Raw genomic sequence first — 25,651 nt, 5'->3', positions numbered from 1 at the left:
GGTGTACGCGGACACCCCCGCCGGTGCGGCCCATGCCGGCGGTGGGGTGTCCGGCCCGGAGCCGCCGGGCAGCGCCTGGGTAGGGTGGGCGCGACAGCACATCGTGACGTGACCGAGGAGCAGACGTGAGCGAGCCGGCGTCCATCGCCCTGCAGCAGGAGATCGCCCGGGAGCTGGAGGTCGCCGAGGCCTTCGAGGCCGAGCGGGAGATCGAACGCCGGGTGGCCTTCCTCGCCGAGCGGCTGACCTCCACCGGTCTGCGCTGCCTCGTGCTGGGCATCAGCGGCGGGGTCGACTCCACCACCGCCGGCCGGCTGTGCCAGCTCGCCGTCGAGCGGGCCCGGGCCGCGGGCCACGAGGCGCGGTTCTACGCCATGCGGCTGCCCTACGGGGTCCAGGCCGACGAGCACGACGCCCAGCTGGCGCTCTCCTTCATCCGGGCCGACCAGGTGCTGACCGTGGACATCAAGCCCGCCAGCGACGCCGCCCTCGAAGCCGCGCTGGCCGCCGGTGTGGCCTTCCGCGACGCCCACCACCAGGACTTCGTGCACGGCAACATCAAGGCCCGCCAGCGCATGATCGCCCAGTACGCGGTGGCCGGAGCGCACGACGGCCTGGTCGTCGGGACGGACCACGCCGCCGAGGCGGTCTCCGGCTTCTTCACCAAGTTCGGCGACGGCGCGGCGGACCTGGTTCCGCTGACCGGCCTGACCAAGCGCCGGGTGCGCGCCGTCGCCGACGCGCTGGGAGCGCCCGCCGAGCTGGTGTGGAAGACCCCGACGGCCGATCTGGAGACCCTCGACCCCGGCAAGGCCGACGAGGACGCGCTGGGAGTGACGTACGACGTCATCGACGACTTCCTGGAGGGCAAGCCGGTGGACGAGCGCGCCTTCGCGACGATCGTCCGGCGTTACCGCCTCACCGACCACAAGCGCCGGCTGCCCATCGCCCCCTGAGCTTCTCCGGGGACCGGGGCCGCGGTGAGCCGCTCCCGTGCGATGGCGCGGCCCCGGGTTTCGCGTTCCGGCCCGGGGGCCGGGGCGGCGGGCGGACGCTCGCGGCCGTGCCCGGCCCCCGGGGGCACGGCCGGCGGCAGTGCGAGCGGGCTTCCCCGTGCTGCGGGTCAGGCGTCCAGCCAGCCGTGGGAGTGGGCGAGGTCGACGATGCGTGCGCGGACGCGCTTCAGCTGGGCCGTGGTCAGCGTGCCGTCGGCCTCGATGAGCGCCTCCGTCAGTTCGGCGCGGAACTCGGCGGCGGTCAGCACGTCCACCGCGTCGTCGTCGGCGTCGTCGGCGTCGTCCATGCCGTCCCGCCGCGCCGGTGCCGGCACCACCGGGCGCGGTGCGGGCTGGTGCAGGAGGCGGATCTCCGACGCCTTGGGGCCCTTGTCGCCCATCTCCAGGTAGAACTCGACCTCGCGGCCCGCCTGGTACAGGTACTTCTCGTCCACCAGGTCGTTCGCGTGCATGAAGACGTCCTCGCCGCCCTCTCTGGGCACGATGAACCCGTAACCGCGGACCTCGTCGAACCGCAAAATCTTGCCCACCATCAACACAGCCGTACCTCCCACGCCAGCGCCACTTCTGCGGCGTGAATCTACAGCCGGCCGGCCGCCGCCGGACAGCGTCGGCGGAAGAGATCACCGAACCGCATGTCGTCACATTGACGAAAACCATCCCGGCCCCCTATCGTCGCACTGACGAAAAGGGGGCTTCCATGGCCGACATCACCCGGCGCGCCGGCTGGCGCCATCTGCGGTCCGCACCGACCGCCCACATCCGCCACCACCGGCGCGGCCGGCTGGTGCACGACGGACCCGGGCTGAGCTTCTGGTACCGCTCGCTCACCGCAGCGCTCTCCGAAGTGCCGGTGGACGACCGGGAGCTGACCATGTCGTTCCACGCCCGCACCGCGGACTTCCAGGACGTGGCCGTGCAGGCCACGGTCACGTACCGCATCAGCGACCCGGCCACCGCCGCCGCCCGGCTGGACTTCTCCGTCGACCCCGACACGGGCGTCTGGCGGGGCGCACCGCTGGAGCAGATCTCCGCGCTGCTCACCGAGACCGCCCAGCAGCACGCGCTCGACGTGCTGGCCCGTACGCCGCTGTCGGAGTCCCTGGTCGACGGCGTGGCGGCGGTACGGGAGCGGATCGCCGCCGGTCTGGCCGCCGAGCCGCGGCTGCCCGCGACCGGCATCGAGGTGGTGGCCGTCCGCGTGGTGGCGATCCGCCCCGAGCCGGAGGTCGAGCGCGCCCTGCGCACCCCCGCCCGCGAGCGGATCCAGCAGGACGCGGACCGGGCGACGTACGAGCGGCGGGCCGTCGCGGTCGAGCGGGAGCGCGCGATCGCCGAGAACGAGCTGGCCAGCAAGATCGAACTCGCCCGCCAGGAGGAACGGCTGGTCGAGCAGCGCGGTGCCAACGCCCGCCGCGAGGCGGAGGAGAGCGCGGCGGCGGACGCGGTGCGCGCGCAGGCCGAGGCGGCCCGTACGGTCCGGCTCGCGCGCGCCGAGGCGGAGGCGGCGCGTGAGGTCGGCGAGGCGCGGGCCCAGGCGCAGGCCGCGTGGCTGCGCGTGCACGGCGAAGCGGACGCGGCCACGCTGCACGCGCTCGCGGCCGGGCGGCTCGCCGAGAACCTGCCGCGCATCGAGAGCCTGACCCTCTCGCCCGACGCGCTCAGCGGTCTGCTGGACCGGCTGGCCCGGCGGTCATGAGCCTCGCCCCGCGCGCGGTGCTGGTCCACCGGGTCAGCGAGTACGAGGAGTTGCTGGCCCGGCACGGCACACACGGCCAGGCGGCGTTCTTCCTCGCCTCCCGGGGCCGCACCGTCGACGGCGTACGGGACCGCCACCTGCGGGCGCAGCGGGCGCTCGCCGAGGTGGCCGCGGCGGTGCCCGCCCGGTGGCGGCAGGCGCGGGTGGAGCGGGCGGACCTGGACCGGTTCCTGTTCGGCCCCGAGGACGTGGTCGTGGTGGTGGGGCAGGACGGGCTGGTCGCCAATGCCGCCAAGTACCTTGACGGCCAGCCGGTGATCGGGATCGACACCGATCCCGGCCGCAACCCGGGCGTCCTGGTCCGGTACCGGGCCGCCGACGCCGCGCGCCTGCTCCCCGCGGCCGTGGCCGGCCGCGCCGCGTTCGACGCGCTGACGATGGTGGAGGCGGTCACGGACGACGCGCAGCGGCTGGTGGCGCTCAACGAGATCTACCTGGGCAGCCCCGGCCACCGCACCGCCCGCTACCGCCTCTCCCCCACCGACGCCCCCGCCGACCGGGCGGACGACCGCACCGAGGCCCAGGCCTCGTCCGGTGTCCTGGTCGGGACGGGGACCGGCGCCACCGGCTGGCTGCGCTCGCTGTGGCAGCAGCACGGCAGCTCCCTGCCGCTGCCCGGGGCGGCCGAGGCGCGCCTGATCTGGTACGTACGGGAGGCCTGGCCGTCCCCGGCCACCGGGACGTCGCTCGTCGAAGGCGAGCTGGCGCGCGGGGAGCGGCTGCGTCTGACCGTGGAGTCGGACCGGCTGGTGGCGTTCGGCGACGGCATGGAGAGCGACGCGCTGGAACTGACGTGGGGCCAGTCGGTGCGGCTCGGCATCGCCACGAGCTCGCTGCGGCTGCTGTGCTGACGGCACCCGGGCCGGCTCACGGGGCGCGCGTACCGCCGGCACGACACCCCCTACGCCGTGGCGCCGTCCGTGCCGTACGCGCCAGGCGGCCGTACCAGAGCAGCATCAGCGGGGGCAGCACCAGCTCGACGCCGATGAACGCGGTGTGCAGCACGTGCGGGGCGCCGGCCGAGAGGTAGGAGATCCCGCGGGCCGGGCCGCCCAGGAACACGGCGCCGAAGACCGCCCGCAGGGCCGTGCCGTGTTCCTCCGGGCGGCGCACGGCCAGCATCAGGACGATACCGGCGGCGGCCCGGACACCCGCGAAGAAGCGGTAGTTGCTGTCGACGGTCGGTGGCACGTCGGGGCTGCCGGGCAGCGCGGCGGGCCCGAGGGCGATCTCCACCGCTCCGGTGCCCGGCACGACCAGCGCGAGCAGGAAGAGGACGGTCCGGAACGTGACGCGTGACGACATGTCGGCTCCTCGGTGCGAGTGGTGCGTCCATCCTGCGCTGCGCGGCGGCGGCAGGCGGGGGGTGCCCGGTCGCGCGGCCCGACACGCCGGGGTGGCGGCGCGGCCCCGGGATGGAGCTCCCCGGCGCGAACGGCAGGCAGACTGACGCCGGAGCCGGTCCGGTGGAGCGACCGGCGGGCAGGAGCGCGGCGCGGACCGTGCGCGCTCCTCGTACGGGTGGCCGACGGCCAGTGCGCGCTCCGCGTCCTGGCGGGCCCGGTGGCATACGATCGCGGCCGGCGGTTGCCTCGACCGGTGCCGCCCGCCCCTCGCCATGGAGGTCAACCGTGCTCAGGACTGCCGGCGGCCAGCGCGCCCCTCGACCCCGTACCGCCTTCATCGCCTGCGCCGCCGCGGCCGGGCTGCTGCTCGCCGCCACCGCCTGCGGGGACGGCGACGAAGGGCCGGGTGAGGCCGCGGGCGGTGTGCCCGTGGTCGAGAAGGGCAAGCTCACGACCTGCACCCATCTGCCGTACCCGCCCTTCCAGTTCGAGCAGGGCGGCAAGGTCGTCGGCTTCGACGTGGCGCTGATCGACCTGGTGGCGAAGAACCTGGGCGTCGAACAGAAGATCCTCGACACGCCGTTCGAGAACTTCAAGACGGGCGCGTTCCTCAATTCCGGCGAGTGCGACCTGGCCGCCGCCGGCATGACCATCACCGAGGACCGCAAGAAGAACGTCGACTTCTCCGTCCCGTACTTCGACGCCACGCAGGCGCTGCTGGCCACGAAGAAGAGCGGGGCGACCACGCTCGCCGAGGTCAGGGCGAGGAAGCTGAAGCTGGGCGCGCAGGCCGAGACCACGGGGGAGAGCTACGCCACCTCCCAGGGGTTCGACCCGGTGGCGTTCGAGAGCTCCGACGCCGTGCTCAACGGACTGCGCACCGGGCAGGTCGACGCGGTCGTCATCGACTACCCGGTGGTCCAGGGCTGGCTGAAGGACAAGGCCAACGCCGACGCCTTCGCCCTCGGACAGAACATCGAAACGGGCGAGCAGTACGGCTTCTCGGTGAAGAAGGGCAACGACAAGCTGCGGGCGGCGATCGACAAGGCGATCACCGACGCCCGGGCCGACGGTACGTACAAGAAGATCTACGAGCAGTGGATCGGTCCGCTGCCCCAGGGACAGTCGTGACCTCACGGCTGACCCGGCGGCAGCGGCGCCGCGTCTCGCAGTCCGTCCAGTACGCGGTCTTCGTGGCGGTGGTGGTGCTGATCGCCGTCACGGCCGACTGGGACCGCCTGCAGAACCAGTTCGCGCAGCAGGCCCTCGCCGAACAGCTCTTCCCGGCCATCATCACCGTCGCGCTGCGCAACACGGTGGTGTACACGGTGTCCGGGTTCGCGTTCGGGCTGGTCCTGGGGCTGGTCATCGCGCTGATGCGGCTGTCGTCGGTGGCGCCGTACCGGTGGGTGGCGAGCGTCTACATCGAGCTCTTCCGCGGGCTGCCGGCGCTGCTGATCTTCATTTTCGTCGGGGTGGCGGTGCCGCTGGCGTTCCCCGGGACCGAGTTCCCCGGCGGCACGTACGGGAAGGTGGCTCTCGGACTCGGACTGGTGGCCGCCGCGTACATGGCGGAGACGATCCGTGCCGGCATCCAGGCGGTCCCGAAGGGGCAGATGGAGGCGGCCCGTTCGCTGGGCTTCTCGCACGCCCGCGCCATGGTCTCGGTGATCGTTCCGCAGGCGTTCCGGATCATCATCCCGCCGCTCACCAACGAGCTGGTGCTGCTGTTCAAGGACTCCTCGCTGGTGCTGTTCCTCGGTGTCACGCTGGACGAGCGGGAGCTGACCAAGTTCGGCCGGGACCTGGCCAGCCAGACCGCGAACTCCACCCCGATCCTGGTCGCCGGGCTGTGCTACCTGCTGGTGACGATTCCGCTGAGCTTCCTGGTGCGCCGCCTGGAGGCGCGGGCGGCCAGGGCCAAGTGAGGGAGGGGAGCCGATGACCACGCGCAACGAGATCGAGATCCGCGGGCTGCACAAGTCGTTCGGCGACAACGAGGTGCTGCGCGGTATCGACCTGGACGTCGCCACGGGCGAGGTGGTGTGCGTCATCGGGCCGTCGGGGTCCGGCAAGTCGACGCTGCTGCGCTGCGTGAACCTGCTGGAGGAGCCGACCGCGGGCCAGGTGTTCGTGGGCGGTACGGAGGTCACCGACCTGGACGTCGACATCGACGCCGTACGCCGCCGGATCGGCATGGTCTTCCAGCAGTTCAACCTCTTCCCGCACGTGACGGTGACCGAGAACCTCACGCTGCCGCAGCGCAGGGTGTTGCGGCGCGGCAAGGAGCAGGCGGCGGAGGTCGCCCGGGAGAACCTGGCCCGGGTCGGTCTCGCCGACAAGGCGGACGCCTACCCGGCGCAGCTGTCGGGCGGCCAGCAGCAGCGGGTGGCCATCGCGCGGGCGCTGGCCATGGGCCCGGAGGTGATGCTGTTCGACGAGCCGACGTCGGCGCTGGACCCGGAGCTGGTGGGGGACGTGCTGGCGGTCATGCGGATGCTGGCGGCGGAGGGCATGACGATGATGGTCGTCACGCACGAGATGAGCTTCGCCCGCGAGGTCGCGGACCGGGTGGTGTTCATGGACGGCGGTGTGATCGTCGAGGAGGGCCCGGCCGCGCAGGTCGTGGGCGATCCACGGCACGAGCGTACGCGGCACTTCCTGACGCGGATCCTCGACCCGGCCGCGGCGCCGGGCCCCGACGAGGCGCCGTAGGGCTCCAGAGGTCTCCAGGGCAGGGGGGTGCGGGTCACGCCGCGCCCTCTCCTCCGTTCCATCGCTCCTGTTCAGCGGCTTGTGTTCAGCCGCTGGAGGAACCCGGCCTGGTCGGCGAGGAACCCGGCGGCGTACAGCTTCCTGGGGGCGAGGACCGCGGTCGCCGTCAGCCGCCAGCGGGAGCCCTCGACCTCGTGGTCCACCAGGGAGTGGGTGGCTCGCGGATAGTGCGCCACCTCCAGGCGGGAGGCGGGCAGGATCCGGCGGTAGACGGACTCGGTCTCGGTGACGTCCACGTTGATGTCGTGGCCGGCCAGCACCAGCAGCACCCGGGTGCCGCGCAGGGCGGCGAGGTCCCCGGTCGCGTCGGAGCGGTGATTGGCGGTGACGAACGCCCATCGCGCGGCGGTCATGTCCGCGGCTTCGCCGACCGCGGCGCGGTACTCGTCGAAGGACGCACCGTTCCTGAGCAGGGTCAGGACGGTCTCCCGCCTGCGGAGCGCGGCGGCCGTCTCCTCCGCCGTGGCGCCGTCCCGGCGGAGTCCGGCGAGGAGGTGGTAGCGGCCCTGCCGGAGCCAGTTGACGGCCGGTGAGACGGCGATGACGAACTGCAGGCCCTTGTCGCGGGCAGCGACCTTCGGCAGCACCCATCCGGCCTGGCTGGCGCCCCACAGGCCGATGCGGCGCCCGTCGACGTCCGGGCGGGTCCGGGCCCAGGCGAGAGCGGCGAGGGTCTCCTCCGCCCGGTCGGCCATGCTCTGCTGCAGCCAGTCCCCCTCCGAGCGGCCGACACCCGGCTTGCTGAACGACAGTGAGGCGTATCCGGCCCGGGCGAAGGACTCCCACAGCGGCCGGTAGAAGGTGTCGTGCGTCGCGTCGACCGGCCCGTCGCCGTGGACGAAGACGACGAGCCCCCAGGGCCCGTGGCCCGTTTCCGGTGTCGCCAGCACCCCGTCGAGCCGTTTTCCGTCGTGCCGCAGCACCACACGCTCCTCGTGCAGCGCGTAGGTGTTCTGCCACACCGTCACCCCGCCCAGACCGGCGGCCAGGAGGACCGCCCCGGCCAGGGTCCACACCAGCCCCCGCCCGATGGTGCCGAACCGTCTTCCTCGCACGGCCCTCCCCCTCCACAGATCTATCGTTTTCAAAACTCTCGTTTCCATGATGAACGTACTATGATCGATAGTGCAAGCGGGAACCGGCGGACGGAGGGGCGGCATGGACCGCACGAACGGCACGAGGGGCACGACCGAAACGGACGGTCCGGAGGGCTGGGGTGCCCCGGCGCTGAACAGGGGCGTGCCGCAGGGCGGCGAACGGGACGTCGCCTTCCTGTACTGGGAGGCGTTCGGCCGCAAACTCGGCCCCGCACTCGACCCGCCCGACGCGGGACGGGAGTTCCTCGCCGCCCACCTCCACCACGACCGCGGCATCACCGCTCTCGTCGACGGCCGGGTGGTCGGCGTGGCGGGCTTCCGGCTCGGCGGACGAGGGCTGACCGGAGGCGGCGCGAAGGACGTGCTGGCGGCCTACGGTCCGTTCCGCGGCCTGCCACGGCTGGCGGTGCTCGCCCTGTTCGAGCGGACGCCCGCCGCCGGTGAACTGGTCATGGACGGCATCGCCGTCGACGCGGCGCACCGCGGCGCCGGGATCGGCAGCCTCCTGCTGCAGGAGATCGCGGCCGTCGCGGCCGAGAACGGCTGCCGGCGGATCCGCCTGGACGTCATCGACGTCAACCCCCGCGCCCGCGCCCTCTACGAACGGCACGGCTTCACGGCCGTCCGCACCGAGCGCACCCCCTACCTGCGCGGGCTGCTGGGCTTCGGCGCCGTCACCACCATGCACCGCCCGGTCACCGCGGCGGACGCCGAGCCCCGCCCGGAGGGCAAGTGAGCACCACCACCACCGGCCGCACCGGCGACCACGACGACGCCGCCGGTCCGGCGCACGGGATCCCCACCCGGCTCCTGGTCCACGCACTCGTCCGCGAGGACGGCACCGTCGACGCGGGAGAGCTCTACACCGTCGCCGGAATCCTCGGCATGACGGACCAGCAGGTGCGACTGTGCCTCAAACGCCTGGTGGCGGAAGGCCGCTTCACCCAGGACGGCCGCGGGCGCAGGGCCACGCTGCGCGCCGTCGCCGACGTGACCGGCGCACTCGCTCCGGACGCGGCGTACGTACGCCACGCGTACCGGCAGGACCAGGGGCTCGCCCCCTGGGACGGCACCTGGCACCTCTTCGCCTTCGCCGTCCCCGAATCGCGCCGGGCCGCCCGTGACGCACTGCGCGAGGCGCTCCTCCACCTGGGCGCCGCTCCGGTCCAGAGCGGCCTGTACGTCACGGCCCATCCCGTGGAGGCACTGGTGGAAGCCCAGGCCCGCCACCTCGGGGTCCTCGACTCGCTGACCCTCCTCACCAGCACCGATCTGCGTCTGGGGGACCTCACGGACCCGCCTGCCCTGGCGGCGAGACTGTGGCCGCTGGAGGAGATCGCCGCACGGCACGACCGGCTCGCCGCCCTGGCCGAGGCCCGGCTCGCCGAGCTGGACGGCGAGCGGCATCCGGACGCTCCGGCGGCGGCACGGGTGTCCGGGGCGGACGGAGGGGTACCGGCGGCCCGGCGGCTCACCATGGCGGTCGAACTGGCCGCCGCGTTCACGCGGGCCATGGAGCCGGACCCGCTCCTCCCGCCCGAGCTGCTGCCCCGCCCCTGGCCCGGCGCGCGGGCGCGCCGTCTCGCCGCCGCGTGCTGGACCCGCCTCCGCGAGGCGGGCCGGCACGACCTCGAGGCGCCCGACCTGCGCCTGTTCCGCCTGTACGAGGACGCCTTTCCGCCGACGGACGGCTGAGCGGGGAATCGCGGCACCACCATGAGCACGGCGCACGGCGCCGAGTAGCCCGGCCCCGGCCGGGGGGCGAAGCCACGCGCACCGGCTGCCCCGCGCGCTCGCGCGCCGCGGGGCCTGCGGCGTGATCCGGCCTAGGCGCTCCGCACCGCGCGCACCAGCAGCAGGACCGAGGCGACGGCGGCGAAGGCGCACCAGGTGGAGATGAACTCCAGGCGCCACAGCAGGACGCACAGCACCGCGCCCGCGGCGATCACGGTGCCGAGCGTGCGCAGGAGCCGGTCACCGGCGAGGAGGAGGGCGCCGACCGTCGCCAGGAGGTAGCCGGCGATCAGCAGGGGTGCGTACGGGAGGTCGAGGACGTAGCCGACGGTGCGGCCTCGGATCTCGGCCGTCACCGGCCGGGTGGCCAGGCAGTACGACAGCGCCGCCGCCGTGGCCGCTCCGGCGGCGGCCGGGACGGCGAGGCGCCGGCGGGCGCCGGGCGGGGCGGTGAGCAGCACGCCGAGCGGTACCCACACGGGGAGCAGCGGCAGGGCCATCACCGCCCAGGCGAGTGTCGCGGGGCCGCTTCCGCCGCCCGCGCGCCACACGGCGGCCTCGACGATCTGGTGGGCGCCGAGGAGCAGGGGCAGGGTGGCGAGCGGGAGTTCACGGGCGCGCCGCACCCGGGCCGCGCAGGCCACGCCGATGGCGGCGACGACCGTGCCCGCGGCGAGATCGGCCGTGGCGCTCCAACACATGCCGGGCAGCGTACGGGGACAGCCGATCGGCGGCCCGGAGGAGGAGCGATGGCAGAGCTTCAGGTGTCGCGGGCGACACCGGCGCAGTGGTCGCGGGTGGCGGAGGGGGCCGTGGCGGAGGGATGGAACCCCGGTCCGTCCGACGGACCCTGCTTCTTCGCGCAGGACCCGGACGGGTTCTTCCCGGGCCGGCTCGCCGGCGACCCGGAGCCGGTGTCGGCCGTCTCGGTCGTCACGTACGGCGACCGGTGCGCCTTCCTCGGCTTCTACCTGGTGCGCCCGACCTGCGCGGGCGCGGCCACGGGCTCGCCACCTGGACCGCGGGGCTCGCGCACGCCGGGGACCGGGCGGTCGGCCTGGACGGGGTGCCCGACCAGCAGGACAACTACCGGCGCTCCGGCTCGTCGGGTGAACCGGGTCCCCGAAGAAGGGGGATCGATCGGCGTGATTGCGGGTACCCGGAGCCCCTCCTGCAGCCGAGGAGGGGAGGACCGAGCACCGTGAGGAATCAAGCGCACGACGCGACGCGGCCCGCCGGGCCGGCGGAGCCGTCCGAGTTGCGGCTGGCCGGGGGCAGAGCCGTGGAGGGCGACCCGGGCGCCGGGCCGCCGGACGCCGGACCGCCGGACGCGTCCATGGGCGGCGGGGCATCCGGTGAAGCCTTGCTGCCGCGCGACCGCATGCAGGCCATCCTGGAGGCCACGAAACAGGTGGCGAGCCTGCTCAAGGCCGCCGGGCATCCCTTCGCGCTGGCCGGCAGCGTCGCCGCGTACGCGCACGGCGTGCCGGGCAACCTCCAGCACGACACCGACTTCGCCATCCTGCGCGAGGACGCGGACGCGGTGGCGCAGGAGCTGGAGCGGGCCGGGATCGCGGTGCACAAGCCGCCGGAGGACTGGCTGATCAAGGCCACCGCGCACGGCGAGAACATCGACCTGATCTTCGAGCTGGCCCGGCATCCGGTGACCACCGATCTGCTGGAGCGGGCCGAGATCCTGCCGGTGGACTCCGTACGCATGCCGGTCCTGGCACCGACGGACCTGGTGGGCAGCCTGCTGGCCGCCTTCTCGGAGCACCACTGCGACTTCGGGGCGGTACTGCCGATCGCCAGGACCCTGCGGGAGAAGATCGACTGGGACCTGCTGCGGCGCGAGAACGAGGGCAGCCCGATGCCCGAGGCGTTCCTGTACCTGCTGGAGCGCCTGAACGTCATCGAACCACGCGAAGCATCGGAGGGACCGCCATGAGCGCGGCCGAAACCGCCGACTACCGCATCGCCCACCTGAGGGACCGGCTGGCGAGCGAGGACATCGCCGAACTCGGCGTACGCATCGAGCAGCGCGGAGTGAACGTGATGCTGTACGGCACCGTCTCCAGCGCCGCCTGCCGTACCGAGATCCTGCGGATCGCCCAGGAGGAACTGGCCGGGCTCCCGCTGCGCGAGGACCTGGTCGTGGCTTCGGCGAGCCCGCCCGACCACTCCGAGGAGCTGTCGTGATCCGAGTAGCCGCCGTCGGCGACATCCATCTGGGACCGGACAGCGGCGGGACGCTGCGTCCCGCCTTCGAGACGCTCGCCGAGTGCGCGGACCTCCTGCTGCTGGCGGGGGACCTGACGCGCCACGGGACGGTCGAGGAGGCGGAGGTGGTCGCCGGGGAAGTGCGCGGGCTCGGTGTGCCCGTCGTCGCGGTCCTGGGCAACCACGACTACCAGAGCGACCAGGAGGCGGAGGTGACCGCGGCGCTGGACGCCGCCGGGGTGACGGTGCTCGAGGGCGAGGGCACCGTGGTGAGCGTCGGCGGCGTGCGGGTGGGCGTCGCCGGGACCAAGGGCTTCGGCGGCGGTTTCGCGGGGCGCAGCGGCGGTGAGTTCGGCGAGCCGGAGATGAAGGAGTTCATCCGGTACACCCGGCGCTGCGCGGACGGGCTGCGCGGGTCGCTGAAGATGCTGGAGGAGGCCGGCTGCGCGGTACGGATCGCCCTGACGCACTACGCGCCGGTGCCGGACACGCTGGCCGGTGAACCGCCGGAGATCTATCCGTTCCTCGGCAGCTACCTGCTGGCGGAGGCGGTGGACGAGGCGGGCGCGGACCTGGCCGTGCACGGTCATGCGCACATGGGCGTCGAGCACGGGATGACCAGCGAGGGGATCCGGGTGCGCAACGTCGCCCAGCCGGTGATCGGGCGGGCCTTCGCCGTCTACCACCTGGCGGTCCACACCGCCGTCGGCGACGGGCAGGGCACGCGGGAGCGGGAACGCGCGGGCGTGGCGCGTTAGGCGACCCCACGGCACGGGTATCGGAGCATACTGCGACATAGAGGACGAAATCGCATAAAGGAGCCGAGGATCGTGACGGACGTTTCGAGCCGGGGTCCCGCGCCCGGCGACGACCGGAAAGTGCTCACCAATCGCCAGGGGCACCCGGTCTACGACAACCAGAACCAGCGCACCGTGGGCGCCCGCGGCCCGGCGACGCTGGAGAACTACCAGTTCCTGGAGAAGATCAGCCACTTCGACCGGGAGCGCATCCCCGAACGCGTCGTCCACGCCCGCGGCGTCACCGCCTACGGCTACTTCGAGTCGTACGGCGCCTGGGGCGACGAACCGATCAGCCGCTACACCCGTGCCAAGATCTTCCAGGAGCGCGGCAAGCGCACCGACCTCGCCGTGCGGTTCTCGACCGTGATCGGCGGACGCGACTCCTCCGAGGCGGCCCGCGACCCGCGCGGGTTCGCGGTGAAGTTCTACACCGAGGACGGCAACTGGGACCTGGTCGGCAACAACCTGGGAGTGTTCTTCATCCGGGACGCCATCAAGTTCCCGGACGTGATCCACGCGCTCAAGCCGAACCCGGTCACCTTCGAGCAGCAGCCCCGCCGGATCTTCGACTTCATGTCGCAGACCCCCGAGGCCATGCACATGCTGGTGAACCTGTTCAGCCCGCGCGGCATCCCCGCCGACTACCGCCACATGCAGGGCTTCGGCGTGAACACGTACAAGTGGGTCAACGCCGAGGGCCACACGGTCCTGGTCAAGTACCACTGGATGCCCAAGCAGGGCGTGCGCAGCATGACCGAGGAGGACGCGGCCAACGTGCAGGCCCAGGGCCTGGGCCACGCCACCAAGGACCTGTACGAGGCGGTGGAGCGCGGCGACCACCCGGAGTGGGAACTGCTGGTCCAGATGATGGAGGACCACGACCACCCGGAGCTGGACTTCGACCCGCTGGACGACACCAAGACCTGGCCCGAGCAGGACTTCCCGCCCAAGCCGGTCGGGAAGATGGTGCTCAACCGGATGCCGGAGAACTTCTTCGCGGAGAACGAGCAGATCTCCTTCGGCACCGGCGTCCTCGTCGACGGCCTGGACTTCTCCGACGACAAGATGCTGGTCGGCCGGACCTTCTCGTACAGCGACACCCAGCGCTACCGGGTGGGTCCGAACTACCTCCAGCTGCCGGTCAACCAGGCGAAGAACGCGGACGTGCGGACCAACCAGCGCGACGGGTTCATGACGTACCGCCAGGACGGCCACGGCGAGAACCCGGACGTCAACTACGAGCCGTCGATCAGGGGCGGGCTGCGCGAGGGCCAGTACCCGACCCATGACGAGCAGGGCCCGGAGATCCGGGGCCGGCTCACCCGCAAGCGCATCCCACGGACCAACGACTACCAGCAGGCGGGTCAGCGCTACCTGCTGATGGAGCAGTGGGAGCGCGACGACCTGGTGCGCAACTTCACCAACGCGCTCAAGCAGTGCGACCGGCCGGTGCAGGAGCGGATGGTCTGGCACTTCCTGCTGGTGGAGAACGACCTGGGGCTCCGGGTCGGCGAGGGCCTCGGGATCAGCCCGCAGGACGTCGCCCACCTGGAACCGCTGGCGAGCCAGGACCTCACCGACGAGGACCGCAAGCGGCTGGCCAACCTCGGCGAGAACCCGCCACGGGACGTCGAGGGGCTGACCATGACCCACTGCGTCCCGGACGAGCGGCATGTGGTGACCCGCTGACCGCTGCCCCGCCGAGGACACGCCAGGGCCCCGCCGTACCGGCGGGGCCCTCCGCGTGTGCCGCTGTCCGTGGCGCCGGCTTCCGTGTCGTCGCCGGATTCCGTGTCGCCGGCGGTGGGCGCCTTCTCCGTCCGTGGCGCCCGCGTCCGTGGCGTCCCCGTCCGTGGCGCGCGTTTCCGGCGCGCCGGCCTCAGGGGCGGCGCCAGGCGTCGCTCTCCAGGTGGGAGCCGGCCTGCGGGCCCATCCGGAGCATGCCGCCGTCCACGACCCACGAGGCGCCGGTGACGTACGAGGCGTCCTCGCTCGCCAGGAAGGCGATGACGGACGCGACCTCCCGGGCGTCACCGGGGCGTCCGAGCGGCACGCCCGGCCGCGAGGTGCTCGTCACGTCCTCGTCCTCCTGACCGGTCATGGGCGTGGCGATCTCCCCGGGCGCGACGGCGTTGACGGTGATGCCGTGCTCGGCCAGTTCCAGTGCCATGACCTGGGTGAGCAGCCCGAGGCCGCCCTTGGCAGCGCAGTACGGGGCGGCGCCGACCCGCGGCTGGTGCTCGTGGACGGACGTCACGTTCACGATCCGGCCGCCGCCACCCTGCCTGATCATGCGGCGGGCGGCGAGCTGGCCGCAGAGGAACGGCCCGATCAGGTCGACGTCGAGAACGCCGCGCACGGTGGCGTACTCCATGTCCAGGAAGGGCGTGGCCGTACCCGTGCCGGCGTTGTTCACCAGGACGTCGATGCGGCCGAGCTCCTGCGCGAGCCGGTCGACCGCGTCGGCGGCGTCCGGCAGCTCGGTGAGGTCCATGTGCCTGACGGCCGCGCGGCGCCCGTGCGCCCGTACTTCCTCGGCGGTCCGCCGGGCGCCGTCCTCGTCGGTGTGCCAGGTGATGCCGATGTCCATGCCGTCGGCGGCGAGCCGGACGGCGGTGGCGCGGCCGATCCCCGAGTCGGAGCCGGTGACGACGGCGACGGGGGTGGGCCGGTGGGCCCCGGAGTCGGCGGGAGAGTTCATGCGCTCCTCCTCAACGTGGTCAGGGCTTTGGCGGTACCACGTCCCGCGGAGGGCAAACGCCGCCCCCGCCCTCACGGGGGCGGTCGGCTGTGTCGATGGGCGTTAGAGGGGTTCCTGGGGCTGGTGTGTGCTGAGTGGCTGATGAGAGGGCAGGGGAATGGGATGCCAGAAGTATCAGCTCCCGTGATCAAACTGGTGCGGCGGACGACCGAACCCGTCGCGGCACAGACCATCCGTTCCACCGCGGCGGCCGTGATCTCGTTCGTCGTCGCACTGGCGGTACTGCCCGACCAGCCCGCCCCCCTCACCGCGCCGCTGACGGCGCTCCTGGTCGTGCAGGTCACCCTCTACTCGACCCTCACCACCGGCATCCGGCGGGTCAACTCGGTGGTCGTCGGGGTGCTCATCGCCATCGGCTTCTCCGCCCTGGTCGGACTCACCTGGTGGAGTCTCGGCCTGACGATCTTCACCTCGCTGATCATCGGGCGGTTCGTGCGGGTGGACGAGTTCGTGCCGGAGGTGGCGATCAGCGCGATGCTGGTTCTCGGCGTGTCGCAGATCGCCTCCATGGCCTGGCACCGGGTGCTGGAGACGCTGATCGGGGCCGGGGTGGGACTGCTGTTCAACCTGCTGTTCGCGCCACCCGTATGGGTGCAGAGCGCCGGTGCCTCCATCGACGGGCTGGCGCGGGCGATGGGCCGCATGTTCCGCACCATGGGCGACGAGATCGGCGCGGGCCACATCCCGTTCGCGCACGCGGCGGCCCGGCTGCACGAGGCACGGCGGCTGGACCACGACATCGTGGAGGTGGACGCCTCGCTGCGGCAGGCGGAGGAGAGCCTCATGCTCAACCCTCGGGTGCGTGAGGGACTGCTCTCGCGGATCGTGCTGCGCACCGGTCTGGACACCCTGGAGATCTGCGCCGTGGTGCTGCGGGTGCTGACCCGCTCCCTGACCGACCTGGCGAAGTTCCGCACGGAGGAGTCGCTGTTCCCGCCGGACGTGGCGGCCTCCCTGAAGGAGTTGTTCGGCCAGATGGCCACCGCCATCGAGAGCTTCGCCCGGCTCATCACCACGCAGGTCGCCGCCAACGCAGAGCGGGCCGAGGAGCAGCTGACCGAGGCGCTCGCGGTCAGCCGGACCACCCGCGACCGGGTCGCGGACCTGCTGCTGGAGGACGTGCAGGAGCACCCGCGGCAGTGGCAGCTGCACGGGGCCCTGCTCGCCGAGATCGACCGGATCCTCGACGAGCTGGACATCGACAAGCGCACCGAGCGCCTGACCCAGGAACTGGACCGCCACTCGGCCGAGATGCGCGAGCGGCGCCCCCGGCTGATGGCGCTGACCCGCCGCCTGCGGGGCCACCACGGCACGGAGCGCCCGCCGGGCGTGGAGGCCTGAGGTGCGGCCCCGGCCCCCCTGAGCGGGCCGGGGCCGTCACCGGAGCGCCGGAAGTGGCAAGCTGGCAGGAGTACCGCCACCACCGCCCGGAGAACCGATGCGCCACCCGCCCACGCCGCCCGAAGAGCCGGACGCCCTGTTCGGTCTCGCGGAGATGCTGGGCGCCGGCACGGGCGAGGGCGACGGGCCTGCGGCCCCCGCCGACCAGCCGGCCCCTCCGGCGGCGCCGGGAGCGGAGCCGGCCGCCGCGGCCGCCGCCGGGCTGCTCGACGTGACCGAGATCCACGCCGAACCGGCGGCCGCGCTGTCGCCCCGGGGGCGCCGCATCATCGGCCGGTTCCCCGGCGCACGGCTCGTCGAGGTCGGCTCCCACTGGAACATCCCCCACCTCCACGGCAACGAGGGCAACGCGGACCGCTGGGTGCGGGTCAAGCGGGGCACACTCGTCCTCGGCGTGCGCAAGTCCTTCGACGTCCGCCCCAACGGCCGCTCCGCGGACTGGATCGCCCCCGGCGCCTCCAACGGCTGCGCGATGGCCTGCGCGTACTGCTACGTGCCGCGGCGCAAGGGCTACGCCAACCCGATCACGCTGTTCACCAACGTCGAGGACATCGTCGGGGCGCTGGACCGCCACATCGGCGGGCTCGGCCCCAAGCCGGAGCCCAACCAGTGCGACCCGGACCGCTGGGTGTACGACATCGGCGAGAACGGCGACTGCTCCGTGGACGCCCTGATCTCCGACAGCACCGCCGTGCTCGTGGAAGCCTTCCGGCGGTGGCCCACCGCCAAGGCGTCCTTCGCCACCAAGTACGTGAACCGCGGGCTGCTGGACCTCGACCCCCGCGGGGCCACCCGCATCCGCTTCTCCGTGATGCCGCCCGCCGACTCACGGCTCCTGGACATCCGTACGAGCCCGGTGGCGGACCGGATCGCGGCCGCGGGGGACTTCGCCGCGGCCGGGTACGAAGTGCACTTCAACCTCTCCCCCGTGGTCGTACGGCCCGGCTGGGAGGCCGACTGGGCGGAGCTCCTGCGGCACATGGACGACGTACTGCCGCGTGCCGTCAAGGACGCGGCGGCCGCCGAGGTGATCATGCTCACGCACAACCGTGAGCTGCACGAGGTGAACCGGAGCTGGCACCCGCGGGCCGAGGACGTCCTGTGGCAGCCGGGTCTGCAGCAGGCCAAGCGCTCCCAGAACGGCGCCTCCAACGTCCGCTACCGCAACGACGTCAAGCGGGAGGCCATCGAGCGGCTCAGGGGGCTGATCGCCGCCCACGCGCCGTGGTTGCGCGTGCGGTACGCGTTCTGACGCACGCCGGGGCGGGCGCATCGGGGGCCGCTGCCGTGGAACACGGACAGAAGCGACCGGCACATCCCCAGGGAGGCTTTCCGTGCCCGACCACCTCGACCCCGTGCCCGACCACCTCGACCCCGTCCCCGACCGCCCCGGCTCCGTCCCCGACCGCCTCGACGACCCTGTCCGTCCGGGCCACGGCCGCCCCGGCCGTCCCGGCCCCCAGTCCGCCGGCACCCCTCCCGTGGACGACGGCCTGGAGGCGGTGTACGACCGGATCCGCCGGGAGGTCGCGGACCGCGCCGACCGCCTGTGGGACACCGCCCTGGCCCTCCACCGCGACCCCGAGCCGGCGTACGAGGAGCACCGGGCGGCCGCGCTGCTCACGTCGGAGCTGGCGCGGGAGGGCTTCCGGGTCGACCGCGGGACGGCCGGGCTGCCCACCGCCTTCACCGCCTCCGCCGGCAGCGGCGAGGGGCCCCGGGTGGCGCTGCTGATGGAGTACGACGCGCTGCCGGCGCTCGGGCACGCCTGCGGGCACAACCTGATCGCGGCGGCCGGCCTGGGGGCGGCCCTCGCCCTGCGGGCGGCGCTCGGCGACCCGCGCGGCTCGCTGCTCGCCGTGGGCACGCCCGCCGAGGAGCGGGGCGGTGGCAAGGTCACGCTGGTGGAGGCCGGGGTGTTCGACGGCGTGGACGCGGCCCTCATGGCGCATCCCGGCGTCCACAGCTGGTCGTGGGCGCCGCTGACGGCGAGCGCACAGGTGCGGGTGGGCTTCCACGGGCGCGCCGCCCATCCGACCGGCAGTCCGACGGAGGGCATCGACGCGCTGGGTGCGCTGATCCAGCTGTTCAACACGCTGGGGGTGACAGACCGCCGGCTCCCCTCCGGATCCCACGTCCAGGGCATCATCACCGACGGCGGCCGGGCCACCAACATCGTGCCGGAGTACGCCGAGGGGCTGTTCGGGCTCCGCGGCGGGACCACAGCCGCGCTGGAGGCGCTCGCGGGCGAGCTGGAGCGGTGCGCCGAGGGGGTGGCCGCGGCCACCGGCACGAAGGTCACCGTGGAGCGGGTGGGCGGGCGGTACGAGCACTTCCGCGACAACCCCGTGCTCTCCGGCCGGTTCGCCGGGCACCTGGCGCGGGCGGGGATCGAGCTGACGGAGCCGGAAGCCGGCGTGTACCTGGGATCGTCCGACATCGGCAACGTGAGCACGCGCGTCCCGGCGATCCACCCGTTCATCGCCATCATGGACGCGGCCGACGGCTCCGACCACACCCCTGTGTTCGCCGCCGCGGCCGCGTCTCCCCGCGGACGCCGCGTCGTGCTCGCGGCGGCGGAAGCGCTCGCCTGCACGGCGGCGGAGGTGCTGCTGCGCCCGGACGTGGGCGCGCGGGCGCGGGCGTCGCTGCGGGAGAAGGCCGCGGCCGGTCTGTAAGGCCGGTCTGTGACGGGGGGCCGGCCCTGCGCCCCGGAGGCGGCCTGTCTCCGGGCGCGGTGGCCCGCCGGGGGCGGTCAGTCCTCGATGGCCACCCGTACGCTCTTGACCTCCGTGTCCGCCGCGTCGGGGACGACCATGCCGGCCTCGACGCCGCTGCGCAGGTAGTGCAGCACCTCGGAGGTGAGGCGTTCCCCGGGGAGAGCGGCCGGGATGCCCGGCGGGTAGGGGGTCAGCATCTCGGCGGTGACGCGGCCGACGGCCTTCTGCCACGGCACCTGTTCGGTGCGGCCGAAGTAGGCGTCACGCGGCAGGATCACCTGCTCCAGCCGCAGCCTGGCGGGGTCGGGGACCTCGACCTGGGGGGCGGGACGGAGTTCGCCGGCGTGGGCCGCCACGTCACGGAGGGCGGTGAGCAGCGTCTCGGCGGTCGTCTCGTCGTCCGCGTGGGTGAGCTGGGCGCTGCTGCGCCGGTGGTCGGACAGGTGCATGTTGATCGCGTGGTGCTCGCGCAGCCAGTCGGCGATGCGGTAGCCGGTCGTGCCCAGGCCGGTGATGTCGACGATGACCTGGAGGGGGTCGAGGTCGGAGGCGCGGCCGGGGCCGCAGAAGTCGTCGCGGCCGTGGACACGCATGCCGTCGATCGCGTCGATCTGCGTCCGTACCGACTTGGCGAGGGCGAGGGCCTCGTCGTACAGGGCGTGGCCGTGCTCGACCATCTGGCGGCGCCAGCCGTCGAGGGCGGCGTAGACGAGGACGGAGGGGCTGGTCGTGCCGAGCAGGTCCTCGCGGCTCTTGAGCACCTCGGGTTTGATCAGGTCGCCCTGGAGGTGGAAGACCGACCCCTGTTCGAGCCCGGAGCCCATCTTGTGGACGGAGGTGACGCACACGTCCGCGCCGGCGTCCATCGCCCAGGTCGGCAGGTCCGGGTGGAACGGCAGGTGCGCGCCCCACGCCTCGTCGACGATGAGGGGGACGCCGTGCTCGTGGCACACGCGGGCGATGCCGGGCAGGTCCGAGCAGGTGCCGTACGGCGTGGGGGTGGTCACCAGGGCGCCCCGGGCGTCGGGGTGCTCGGCGAAGGCGGCGCGGAAGGCGTCGGCGGAGGGCGGGTGGGCCAGGTGCCGTTCGGCGTCCCACTGGGGTTCCACCCAGATCGGCACGATCCCGGCCAGGACGAGGCCGGAGACCACGGCCTTGTGTGCGTCGCGGCCCACCAGGAGCTTCTGGTGCGGGCCCGCCACCGAGAGCATCGCGGCCTTGACCGACAGGGAGCTGCCGCAGGTGGAGAAGAAGGTGTGCTCGGCGCCGACGGCGTCGGCCATCAGCTCCTGGGCCTCCTCCAGGATGCCCTTCGACGACATGCGGTCGTCCAGGCCGCTGGTGGCCAGGACGTCGGAGCGGAAGACGGCGTCGCCCATGACGGCGAGGACGCGGGGGTCGGTCCCGCGTCCCTGCTTGTGACCCGGCGGTGTGAAGGGGGTCTGCTGCTGGGCGTGGTACGCCGTGAGTGCTTCCAGTACGGGCGCCTTCGAGTGGTCCATGGGATCCCGGATGCCCGCGCCCCCGGCCGGAAAACGGGAGTGGCTCACGGCCGGGGGCGGGTGCGCTGCCAGCGCGGGCGCGCGTCCGTGCCGCGGCGACCGGCGACCGACGCGCAGCGGGGGCACTGGCGCTGGACGCGGTCGGCGGCCCCGCCGGACTCGGGGAAGGTGTCGGACCAGGTGACGTGCGGGAAGCGGTCGAGCTGGGAGCGGCTGAGGGAGAGACCGCAGACGGTCTGGTTGGTGCCCGGCTCCCAGGCGTGGACCTCGCCGGCCGGCAGCCGCCGCCGGCCTTCCTCCTCGTCGGTCCACCGGCCCGAGGCGGCGACCGCGTACCGGCGGGGTCGGGGTGTCATCGCGGCGCCTCCCGGTTCAGCCCGCGGCGTTGTCCACGCGCAGCCGGACCTGCTCCTCGAGTCGCTCGAGACTGCGGTCGAGCGCGTCGGAGACGGCCTCGCCGCCGGGGTCGTGGCTCTCGTCGAAGAAGGAGAGGTGGACGGTCACCTCGGACGTGCCGGTGCCGATGCCCGCCACCTGGAGCCAGCCGGTGTAGCTGCCCTGTTCCCGGGTGCCCCATTCGAGGCGCATCTGGTCGCGCTCGGCGCGCAGCAGGGCGGCGGTGTCCTCGTCGGTGCGGTCCTCGTGCACGGTGACCGCGGGGAGGTCGCCCGCCGCGTGCACATGGAGTTCCTCGGGGAGCCAGGAGTCCAGCTGGTCGATGTTGGCCGCCTGGTCGAAGACGTGCTCGGGCAGCCCGGGCATGGTGCGGGAGCGTTCGTACTCGGTCATCGTCGTACCGTCCCTCGGCTCGGGGCTCGTTCCAGAACCGGGTGCCCGGACCGTGCGGGCTGAAGCAGGCAAAGGGAAAGCCCCGGCTGGACGGGGGAACCAGCCGGGGCAGTCACGGGGGTTGTGAACGCTCCTTCACAACCTGGATGAACGATAAACCATTTATCGGTACGGACGCCAATCGGCGTGCCCCCGGGCACCGTGTCCCGGGCGCGGCCGGGAAAGCGCCGTCACAGCGCTGCCCGGGACGCCGCGGGGGACGGGGCCGCGGATGCCTCCTCGGCCGCCTGGGCCGAGAGCGGGGTCGCGATGTCCTCCAGGGACCTGCGTTCCGCCGGCACGGCGAGGAAGAGCGCCACCAGGCCGCCCAGGACCATCACCGTGGCGCCGGTGCAGAAGGCGATGACCGTGTCGGAGACGACCCCGCTCTCCGTGAGCCCCGCGAAGATCAGGGGGCCGGAGATACCGCCGGCGGCCGTGCCGACGGCGTAGAAGAACGCGATCGCCATCGCGCGGGTCTCCATCGGGAAGATCTCGCTCACGGTCAGGTAGGCCGAGCTCGCGCCCGCCGAGGCGAAGAAGAGGACGACGCACCAGCAGGCCGTCAGGGTCGTGGCCGTCAGCCGGCCCTCGCCGAAGAGCCAGGCGGTGCCGAACAGCAGGATGCCGGACAGCAGGTACGTTCCGGCGATCATGGGGCGGCGCCCCCAGGTGTCGAAGAGGCGGCCGAGCAGCAGCGGGCCGAGGAAGTTGCCGGCCGCGATGACCGCGAAGAAGTAGCCCGTCGAACTGCTGGGCACGTCGTAGAACGTGACCAGGATGGCGCCGAAGCCGAAGGTGATGGCGTTGTAGAGGAACGCCTGCCCGATGAAGAGCGCGAGGCCGAGCACCGCCCGCCGCGGGTAGGTGCGCACGAGCGTGCTCGCGATCCGGCCGAAGCCGACGCTGTGCCGCTGCTTGATGGTGATGGAACCGGCCGGCTCGGGCAGCGGCTTGCCGGTCTGCCGTTCGATGTCCCGCTCGACCTCCGCGACGAGGCTCTCGGCGCCCTCGCCGCGGCCGTGGATGAACATCCAGCGGGGCGACTCGGGGACGTGCCGGCGCACCAGGAGGATGACCAGGCCGAGAACCACGCCGAGGCCGAAGGAGATACGCCAGCCCAGGTCCTTGGGCAGGACGTCGGTGTCCAGCAGGACGACGGAGAGCAGCGCACCGCCCATGGCGCCGAGCCAGAAGCTGCCGTTGATGATCAGGTCGACGCGGCCGCGGTACTTGCTGGGGATGAGCTCGTCGATGGCGGAGTTGATGGCCGCGTACTCGCCGCCGATGCCGAAACCGGTGAGGAAGCGGAAGAGGAAGAACCACCAGGACGAGAACGACAGGGCGGTCAGCGCCGTCGCGGCCAGGTACACGGCCAGGGTGATCAGGAAGAGCTTCTTGCGGCCGAAGCGGTCGGTCAGCCAGCCGAAGAACAGGGCGCCGGAGCACGCTCCGGCGACGTACAGGGCGGCGGCGACACCGGTGACCTGGGCGCTGCTGATGGCCAGACCGCTGCCCTCCTCGGAGAGGCGGCTGGCCATGTTGCCCACGATCGTCACTTCCAGGCCGTCGAGGATCCAGACGGTGCCCAGTCCGATCACGATCATCCAGTGCCACCGCGACCAGGGCAGTCGGTCCAATCTGGCGGGTACCTGCGTCGTGACGGTCCCGTTCGTCGATTGTCCGAGCTCGCTCATCGGTCACCTCCGGGGCGTAGTGGCCGCTCCCGGGTACCCCATGATCAATCCGGCGAAACGGGCCTGCTCCCCGGCGGGCGGGGTACCCCGGTGGGCATGGAGACCGTGAAGCCCCTGGCCGTCGTCACCGGGGCCTCCAGCGGTATAGGGCGTGCCCTGGCCATGGAGTTCGCGGCCCACGGCTTCGACCTGGTGGTCTGCGCCGAGGACGCGGGGCTGGCGGCCGCGGCCGGAGAACTGCGCGGGCGGGGCGCGGACGTCCTGGCGGTGCGCGCCGACCTCGCCGTGTACGACGGGGTCGAGCAGCTGTACGCCGCGGTGCTGGCGACGCGCCGCCCGGTGGCCGCCGCGGCGCTGAACGCGGGGGTGGGCACGGGCGGGGCGTTCCTCGACGTCGCCCTCGCCGACCACGCCCGGGTCGTCGATCTCAACATCAGCTCGACGGTGCACCTCGCGCACCGGCTCCTGCGGGACATGGTGGACGCGGACGAGGGCCGGCTGCTGATCACCTCGTCGGTGGCCGCGATGGCGCCGGGCCCGTTCCAGTCGGTCTACAACGCGTCCAAGTCGTTCCTGCAGTCCTTCGCCCAGGCGCTCCGGGAGGAGCTGAAGGACACCGGGGTGACGGTGACGGCGCTGATGCCGGGCATCACGGACACGGCCTTCTTCCACCGCGCCGGCATGGACGACACCCGTCTGGGCCGCCTGCCGCACAAGGACGACCCGGCCCGCGTGGCCCGGGACGCCGTCGAGGCCCTGCTGCGCGGCCGGGGCAGGATCGTCGCCGGATCCCGCTGGACGAAGGCGCTGGGCGCGGCCACCAAGGTGGCGCCCGACCGGGTGAAGGCCGCCGGGCAGCGTTATCTGTCCGAGCCGCCCCCCAGGGGCGGGTCGCACCCCCGCACCGGGCTACGGAGCCGGTGACCGCGCGGCGGTCAGCGGCGCAGGACGTCGGGGTTGGCGCAGTGGGCGAGCGGTTCGCCGCGCAGGAAGCGGCCGACCTCGCCCGCCACGATACGGGCCGCCCTGTGGGCGACCTCCCGGCTGCCGCCCGCGATGTGCGGGGTGAGGACGACGCCCGGGGTGGACAGCAGCCGGGCGCCGGCCGGGACCGGCTCGACGGGGAACACGTCGAAGCCGGCGCCCGCGAGCTGCCCCGCGTCCAGGGCGTCGCAGACGGCGTCGTAGTCGAGCAGCGCGCCGCGGGCGCAGTTGACGAGGACGGAGCCGGGCGGCATGGCCGCGATCTCCGCGGCCCCGATCATGCCGCGGGTCTCGTCCGTCACGCGGGCGTGCAGCGAGACGATCCGCGAGCGGCGCAGCAGCTCGCCCAGGGGCACGAGCTGCGCGATGCCCTCGACCGCCTCGGGCTTCACGTACGGGTCGTGCACGAGGACGGTGGCCCCCATGGCCGCCAGGACGCGGGCCACGCGCGAGCCGATCGCGCCGAATCCCACCAGTCCGACCACCGAGCCCTCGATCTCGATGCCGCAGCTGCGGTAGTCGTAGTAGTCGCCCCGCCAGACGCCGTGCTTCAGGTCGGTGTGGACGTCGCCGATCCCGCGGGCGGCGGCGAGGATCAGGGCGAGGGTGTGCTCGGCGGTGGCGACGGCGTTGCGGCCGGGCGCGTAGCAGACCGCCACGCCGTGGCGCGTGGCGGCCTCCAGGTCGGCGTTGACCGGGCCGCCGCGGCTGACGCAGAACAGCTCCAGGTCGGGGCAGGCCGCCAGGATCCGCTCGGTGAGCGGCGCCATCTGGGTGACGCAGATCCGTGCGCCGCGCAGCGCCTCGATCATCTCCTCCTCCGTGCCGGACGCCTCGTCGACCTCGGCGACCCTGCCGAACGGCGTGTGCGGCCAGGGCAGCCGGATCTCGCGGACGTCCAGGTCGGCTCCGCCGGGTGCGGCGGCCCGCAGCTCCCGGGTGAGCAGGTCCGGCAGGACGAAGTGGTCGCCGGCGGCGACGACGGTGGTGGTGGTCACGGTGGTGCTCCAG

Annotated in this window: 26 protein-coding genes and 1 pseudogene; 17 read left to right on the top strand and 10 right to left on the bottom strand. The window is 73.2% G+C overall.

Annotated features, from left to right (window positions below; genetic code table 11):
• Nucleotides 1–125: 125 nt before the first annotated feature.
• Nucleotides 126–956, top strand: a complete 831-nt coding sequence (gene nadE / locus ACIA79_RS11265; RefSeq protein WP_399427936.1) for an ammonia-dependent NAD(+) synthetase — start codon at nucleotides 126–128, stop codon at nucleotides 954–956.
• A gap of 167 nt (nucleotides 957–1,123) precedes the next feature.
• Here nadE and ACIA79_RS11260 read toward each other — a convergent pair whose 3' ends face one another.
• Entirely contained in the window at nucleotides 1,124–1,555 is a 432-nt protein-coding gene (locus ACIA79_RS11260; RefSeq protein ID WP_399428115.1) for a cold shock domain-containing protein, read from the bottom strand.
• Nucleotides 1,556–1,716: 161 nt separating this feature from the next.
• Between ACIA79_RS11260 and ACIA79_RS11255 the strand changes: the two genes are divergently transcribed.
• A complete protein-coding gene (locus tag ACIA79_RS11255) occupies nucleotides 1,717–2,715 on the top strand; it encodes an SPFH domain-containing protein (protein WP_399427935.1) in 999 nt (332 codons plus the stop codon).
• The gene (locus tag ACIA79_RS11250; RefSeq protein WP_399427934.1) at nucleotides 2,712–3,626 is read left to right on the top strand and encodes a hypothetical protein; all 915 of its coding nucleotides are present in this window, start codon (nucleotides 2,712–2,714) and stop codon (nucleotides 3,624–3,626) included. The genes ACIA79_RS11255 and ACIA79_RS11250 overlap by 4 nt, the downstream gene beginning before the upstream one ends.
• Nucleotides 3,627–3,642: 16 nt before the next feature.
• Here the strand turns inward: ACIA79_RS11250 and ACIA79_RS11245 are convergent, their stop codons facing one another.
• Entirely contained in the window at nucleotides 3,643–4,080 is a 438-nt protein-coding gene (locus tag ACIA79_RS11245; RefSeq protein ID WP_399427932.1) for a DUF4345 domain-containing protein, read from the bottom strand.
• A 326-nt stretch (nucleotides 4,081–4,406) separates the two neighbouring features.
• Here ACIA79_RS11245 and ACIA79_RS11240 point away from each other — a divergent pair, with 326 nt between their 5' ends.
• Genes ACIA79_RS11240 through ACIA79_RS11230 form a run of 3 tightly spaced genes read left to right on the top strand, consistent with a single transcriptional unit; the run spans nucleotide 4,407 to nucleotide 6,836 of the window.
• Nucleotides 4,407–5,252 (top strand): ABC transporter substrate-binding protein, encoded by an 846-nt coding sequence (locus ACIA79_RS11240; RefSeq protein ID WP_399427931.1) that lies wholly within the window; start codon nucleotides 4,407–4,409, stop codon nucleotides 5,250–5,252.
• Nucleotides 5,249–6,049, top strand: coding sequence for an amino acid ABC transporter permease (locus ACIA79_RS11235; protein ID WP_399427930.1), 801 nt, complete (start codon nucleotides 5,249–5,251; stop codon nucleotides 6,047–6,049). Before ACIA79_RS11240 ends, ACIA79_RS11235 begins: the two co-directional genes overlap by 4 nt.
• Nucleotides 6,050–6,062: 13 nt before the next feature.
• A complete protein-coding gene (locus tag ACIA79_RS11230; protein ID WP_399427929.1) occupies nucleotides 6,063–6,836 on the top strand; it encodes an amino acid ABC transporter ATP-binding protein in 774 nt (257 codons plus the stop codon).
• Between the two features lie 71 nt (nucleotides 6,837–6,907).
• Here ACIA79_RS11230 and ACIA79_RS11225 read toward each other — a convergent pair whose 3' ends face one another.
• Nucleotides 6,908–7,951 carry an alpha/beta hydrolase family protein gene (locus tag ACIA79_RS11225; RefSeq protein ID WP_399427928.1) on the bottom strand — a complete coding sequence of 348 codons (1,044 nt, stop codon included), beginning with the start codon at nucleotides 7,949–7,951 and terminating at the stop codon, nucleotides 6,908–6,910.
• A 103-nt stretch (nucleotides 7,952–8,054) separates the two neighbouring features.
• Here ACIA79_RS11225 and ACIA79_RS11220 point away from each other — a divergent pair, with 103 nt between their 5' ends.
• On the top strand, nucleotides 8,055–8,729 hold the full coding sequence (locus tag ACIA79_RS11220; RefSeq protein WP_399427927.1) for a GNAT family N-acetyltransferase: 675 nt from the start codon (nucleotides 8,055–8,057) through the stop codon (nucleotides 8,727–8,729).
• Nucleotides 8,726–9,688 carry a PaaX family transcriptional regulator C-terminal domain-containing protein gene (locus ACIA79_RS11215; protein WP_399427926.1) on the top strand — a complete coding sequence of 321 codons (963 nt, stop codon included), beginning with the start codon at nucleotides 8,726–8,728 and terminating at the stop codon, nucleotides 9,686–9,688. Before ACIA79_RS11220 ends, ACIA79_RS11215 begins: the two co-directional genes overlap by 4 nt.
• Nucleotides 9,689–9,819: 131 nt before the next feature.
• On the opposite strand, the gene ACIA79_RS11210 is transcribed toward ACIA79_RS11215, so the two are convergent.
• On the bottom strand, nucleotides 9,820–10,428 hold the full coding sequence (locus ACIA79_RS11210) for a DUF6629 family protein (RefSeq protein WP_399427925.1): 609 nt from the start codon (nucleotides 10,426–10,428) through the stop codon (nucleotides 9,820–9,822).
• A gap of 48 nt (nucleotides 10,429–10,476) precedes the next feature.
• Between ACIA79_RS11210 and ACIA79_RS11205 the strand changes: the two are divergent.
• The 5 genes and pseudogenes from ACIA79_RS11205 to ACIA79_RS11185 all read left to right on the top strand — a co-directional run.
• Nucleotides 10,477–10,829, top strand: a pseudogene (locus ACIA79_RS11205) (GNAT family N-acetyltransferase); the annotation flags it as partial.
• A gap of 99 nt (nucleotides 10,830–10,928) precedes the next feature.
• The gene (locus ACIA79_RS11200; protein ID WP_399428114.1) at nucleotides 10,929–11,675 is read left to right on the top strand and encodes a nucleotidyltransferase family protein; all 747 of its coding nucleotides are present in this window, start codon (nucleotides 10,929–10,931) and stop codon (nucleotides 11,673–11,675) included.
• Nucleotides 11,672–11,926, top strand: a complete 255-nt coding sequence (locus ACIA79_RS11195; RefSeq protein ID WP_399427924.1) for a hypothetical protein — start codon at nucleotides 11,672–11,674, stop codon at nucleotides 11,924–11,926. Before ACIA79_RS11200 ends, ACIA79_RS11195 begins: the two co-directional genes overlap by 4 nt.
• Nucleotides 11,923–12,705 (top strand): metallophosphoesterase, encoded by a 783-nt coding sequence (locus ACIA79_RS11190; RefSeq protein ID WP_399427923.1) that lies wholly within the window; start codon nucleotides 11,923–11,925, stop codon nucleotides 12,703–12,705. The genes ACIA79_RS11195 and ACIA79_RS11190 overlap by 4 nt, the downstream gene beginning before the upstream one ends.
• A gap of 72 nt (nucleotides 12,706–12,777) precedes the next feature.
• The gene (locus tag ACIA79_RS11185; protein WP_399427922.1) at nucleotides 12,778–14,436 is read left to right on the top strand and encodes a catalase; all 1,659 of its coding nucleotides are present in this window, start codon (nucleotides 12,778–12,780) and stop codon (nucleotides 14,434–14,436) included.
• Between the two features lie 190 nt (nucleotides 14,437–14,626).
• Here the strand turns inward: ACIA79_RS11185 and ACIA79_RS11180 are convergent, their stop codons facing one another.
• On the bottom strand, nucleotides 14,627–15,448 hold the full coding sequence (locus ACIA79_RS11180) for an SDR family oxidoreductase (protein ID WP_399427921.1): 822 nt from the start codon (nucleotides 15,446–15,448) through the stop codon (nucleotides 14,627–14,629).
• 162 nt (nucleotides 15,449–15,610) lie between these two features.
• On the opposite strand from ACIA79_RS11180, the gene ACIA79_RS11175 reads away from it, so the two are divergent.
• The 3 genes from ACIA79_RS11175 (at nucleotide 15,611) to ACIA79_RS11165 (ending at nucleotide 19,587) form a co-directional block, all read left to right on the top strand.
• Entirely contained in the window at nucleotides 15,611–16,849 is a 1,239-nt protein-coding gene (locus ACIA79_RS11175) for an aromatic acid exporter family protein (protein WP_399427920.1), read from the top strand.
• Nucleotides 16,850–16,946: 97 nt separating this feature from the next.
• The gene (locus tag ACIA79_RS11170) at nucleotides 16,947–18,161 is read left to right on the top strand and encodes a spore photoproduct lyase family protein (protein ID WP_399427918.1); all 1,215 of its coding nucleotides are present in this window, start codon (nucleotides 16,947–16,949) and stop codon (nucleotides 18,159–18,161) included.
• 229 nt (nucleotides 18,162–18,390) lie between these two features.
• Nucleotides 18,391–19,587, top strand: coding sequence for an amidohydrolase (locus tag ACIA79_RS11165; RefSeq protein WP_399428113.1), 1,197 nt, complete (start codon nucleotides 18,391–18,393; stop codon nucleotides 19,585–19,587).
• A 77-nt stretch (nucleotides 19,588–19,664) separates the two neighbouring features.
• Here ACIA79_RS11165 and ACIA79_RS11160 read toward each other — a convergent pair whose 3' ends face one another.
• From ACIA79_RS11160 to ACIA79_RS11145, 4 genes are all read right to left on the bottom strand, one after another.
• Nucleotides 19,665–21,131, bottom strand: coding sequence for an aminotransferase class I/II-fold pyridoxal phosphate-dependent enzyme (locus ACIA79_RS11160; RefSeq protein ID WP_399427917.1), 1,467 nt, complete (start codon nucleotides 21,129–21,131; stop codon nucleotides 19,665–19,667).
• Nucleotides 21,132–21,175: 44 nt separating this feature from the next.
• Complete coding sequence (locus ACIA79_RS11155) at nucleotides 21,176–21,487, bottom strand: hypothetical protein (RefSeq protein WP_399427916.1); 312 nt, start codon at nucleotides 21,485–21,487, stop codon at nucleotides 21,176–21,178.
• Nucleotides 21,488–21,503: 16 nt separating this feature from the next.
• Nucleotides 21,504–21,920 (bottom strand): SRPBCC family protein, encoded by a 417-nt coding sequence (locus ACIA79_RS11150; RefSeq protein ID WP_399427915.1) that lies wholly within the window; start codon nucleotides 21,918–21,920, stop codon nucleotides 21,504–21,506.
• A 230-nt stretch (nucleotides 21,921–22,150) separates the two neighbouring features.
• Nucleotides 22,151–23,656: an MFS transporter gene (locus ACIA79_RS11145; protein WP_399427914.1), complete on the bottom strand. Its 1,506-nt coding sequence runs from the start codon at nucleotides 23,654–23,656 to the stop codon at nucleotides 22,151–22,153.
• A 96-nt stretch (nucleotides 23,657–23,752) separates the two neighbouring features.
• Here ACIA79_RS11145 and ACIA79_RS11140 point away from each other — a divergent pair, with 96 nt between their 5' ends.
• A complete protein-coding gene (locus tag ACIA79_RS11140) occupies nucleotides 23,753–24,580 on the top strand; it encodes an SDR family NAD(P)-dependent oxidoreductase (RefSeq protein ID WP_399427913.1) in 828 nt (275 codons plus the stop codon).
• Nucleotides 24,581–24,591: 11 nt separating this feature from the next.
• On the opposite strand, the gene ACIA79_RS11135 is transcribed toward ACIA79_RS11140, so the two are convergent.
• Nucleotides 24,592–25,638: a 2-hydroxyacid dehydrogenase gene (locus ACIA79_RS11135; RefSeq protein WP_399427912.1), complete on the bottom strand. Its 1,047-nt coding sequence runs from the start codon at nucleotides 25,636–25,638 to the stop codon at nucleotides 24,592–24,594.
• Between the last annotated feature and the right edge of the window lie 13 nt (nucleotides 25,639–25,651).

The sequence above is a fragment of the Streptomyces sp. NPDC051310 genome (assembly GCF_044455245.1).
GTDB lineage: Bacteria > Actinomycetota > Actinomycetes > Streptomycetales > Streptomycetaceae > Streptomyces.
This window is presented reverse-complemented; position numbering and strand designations above follow the sequence as displayed.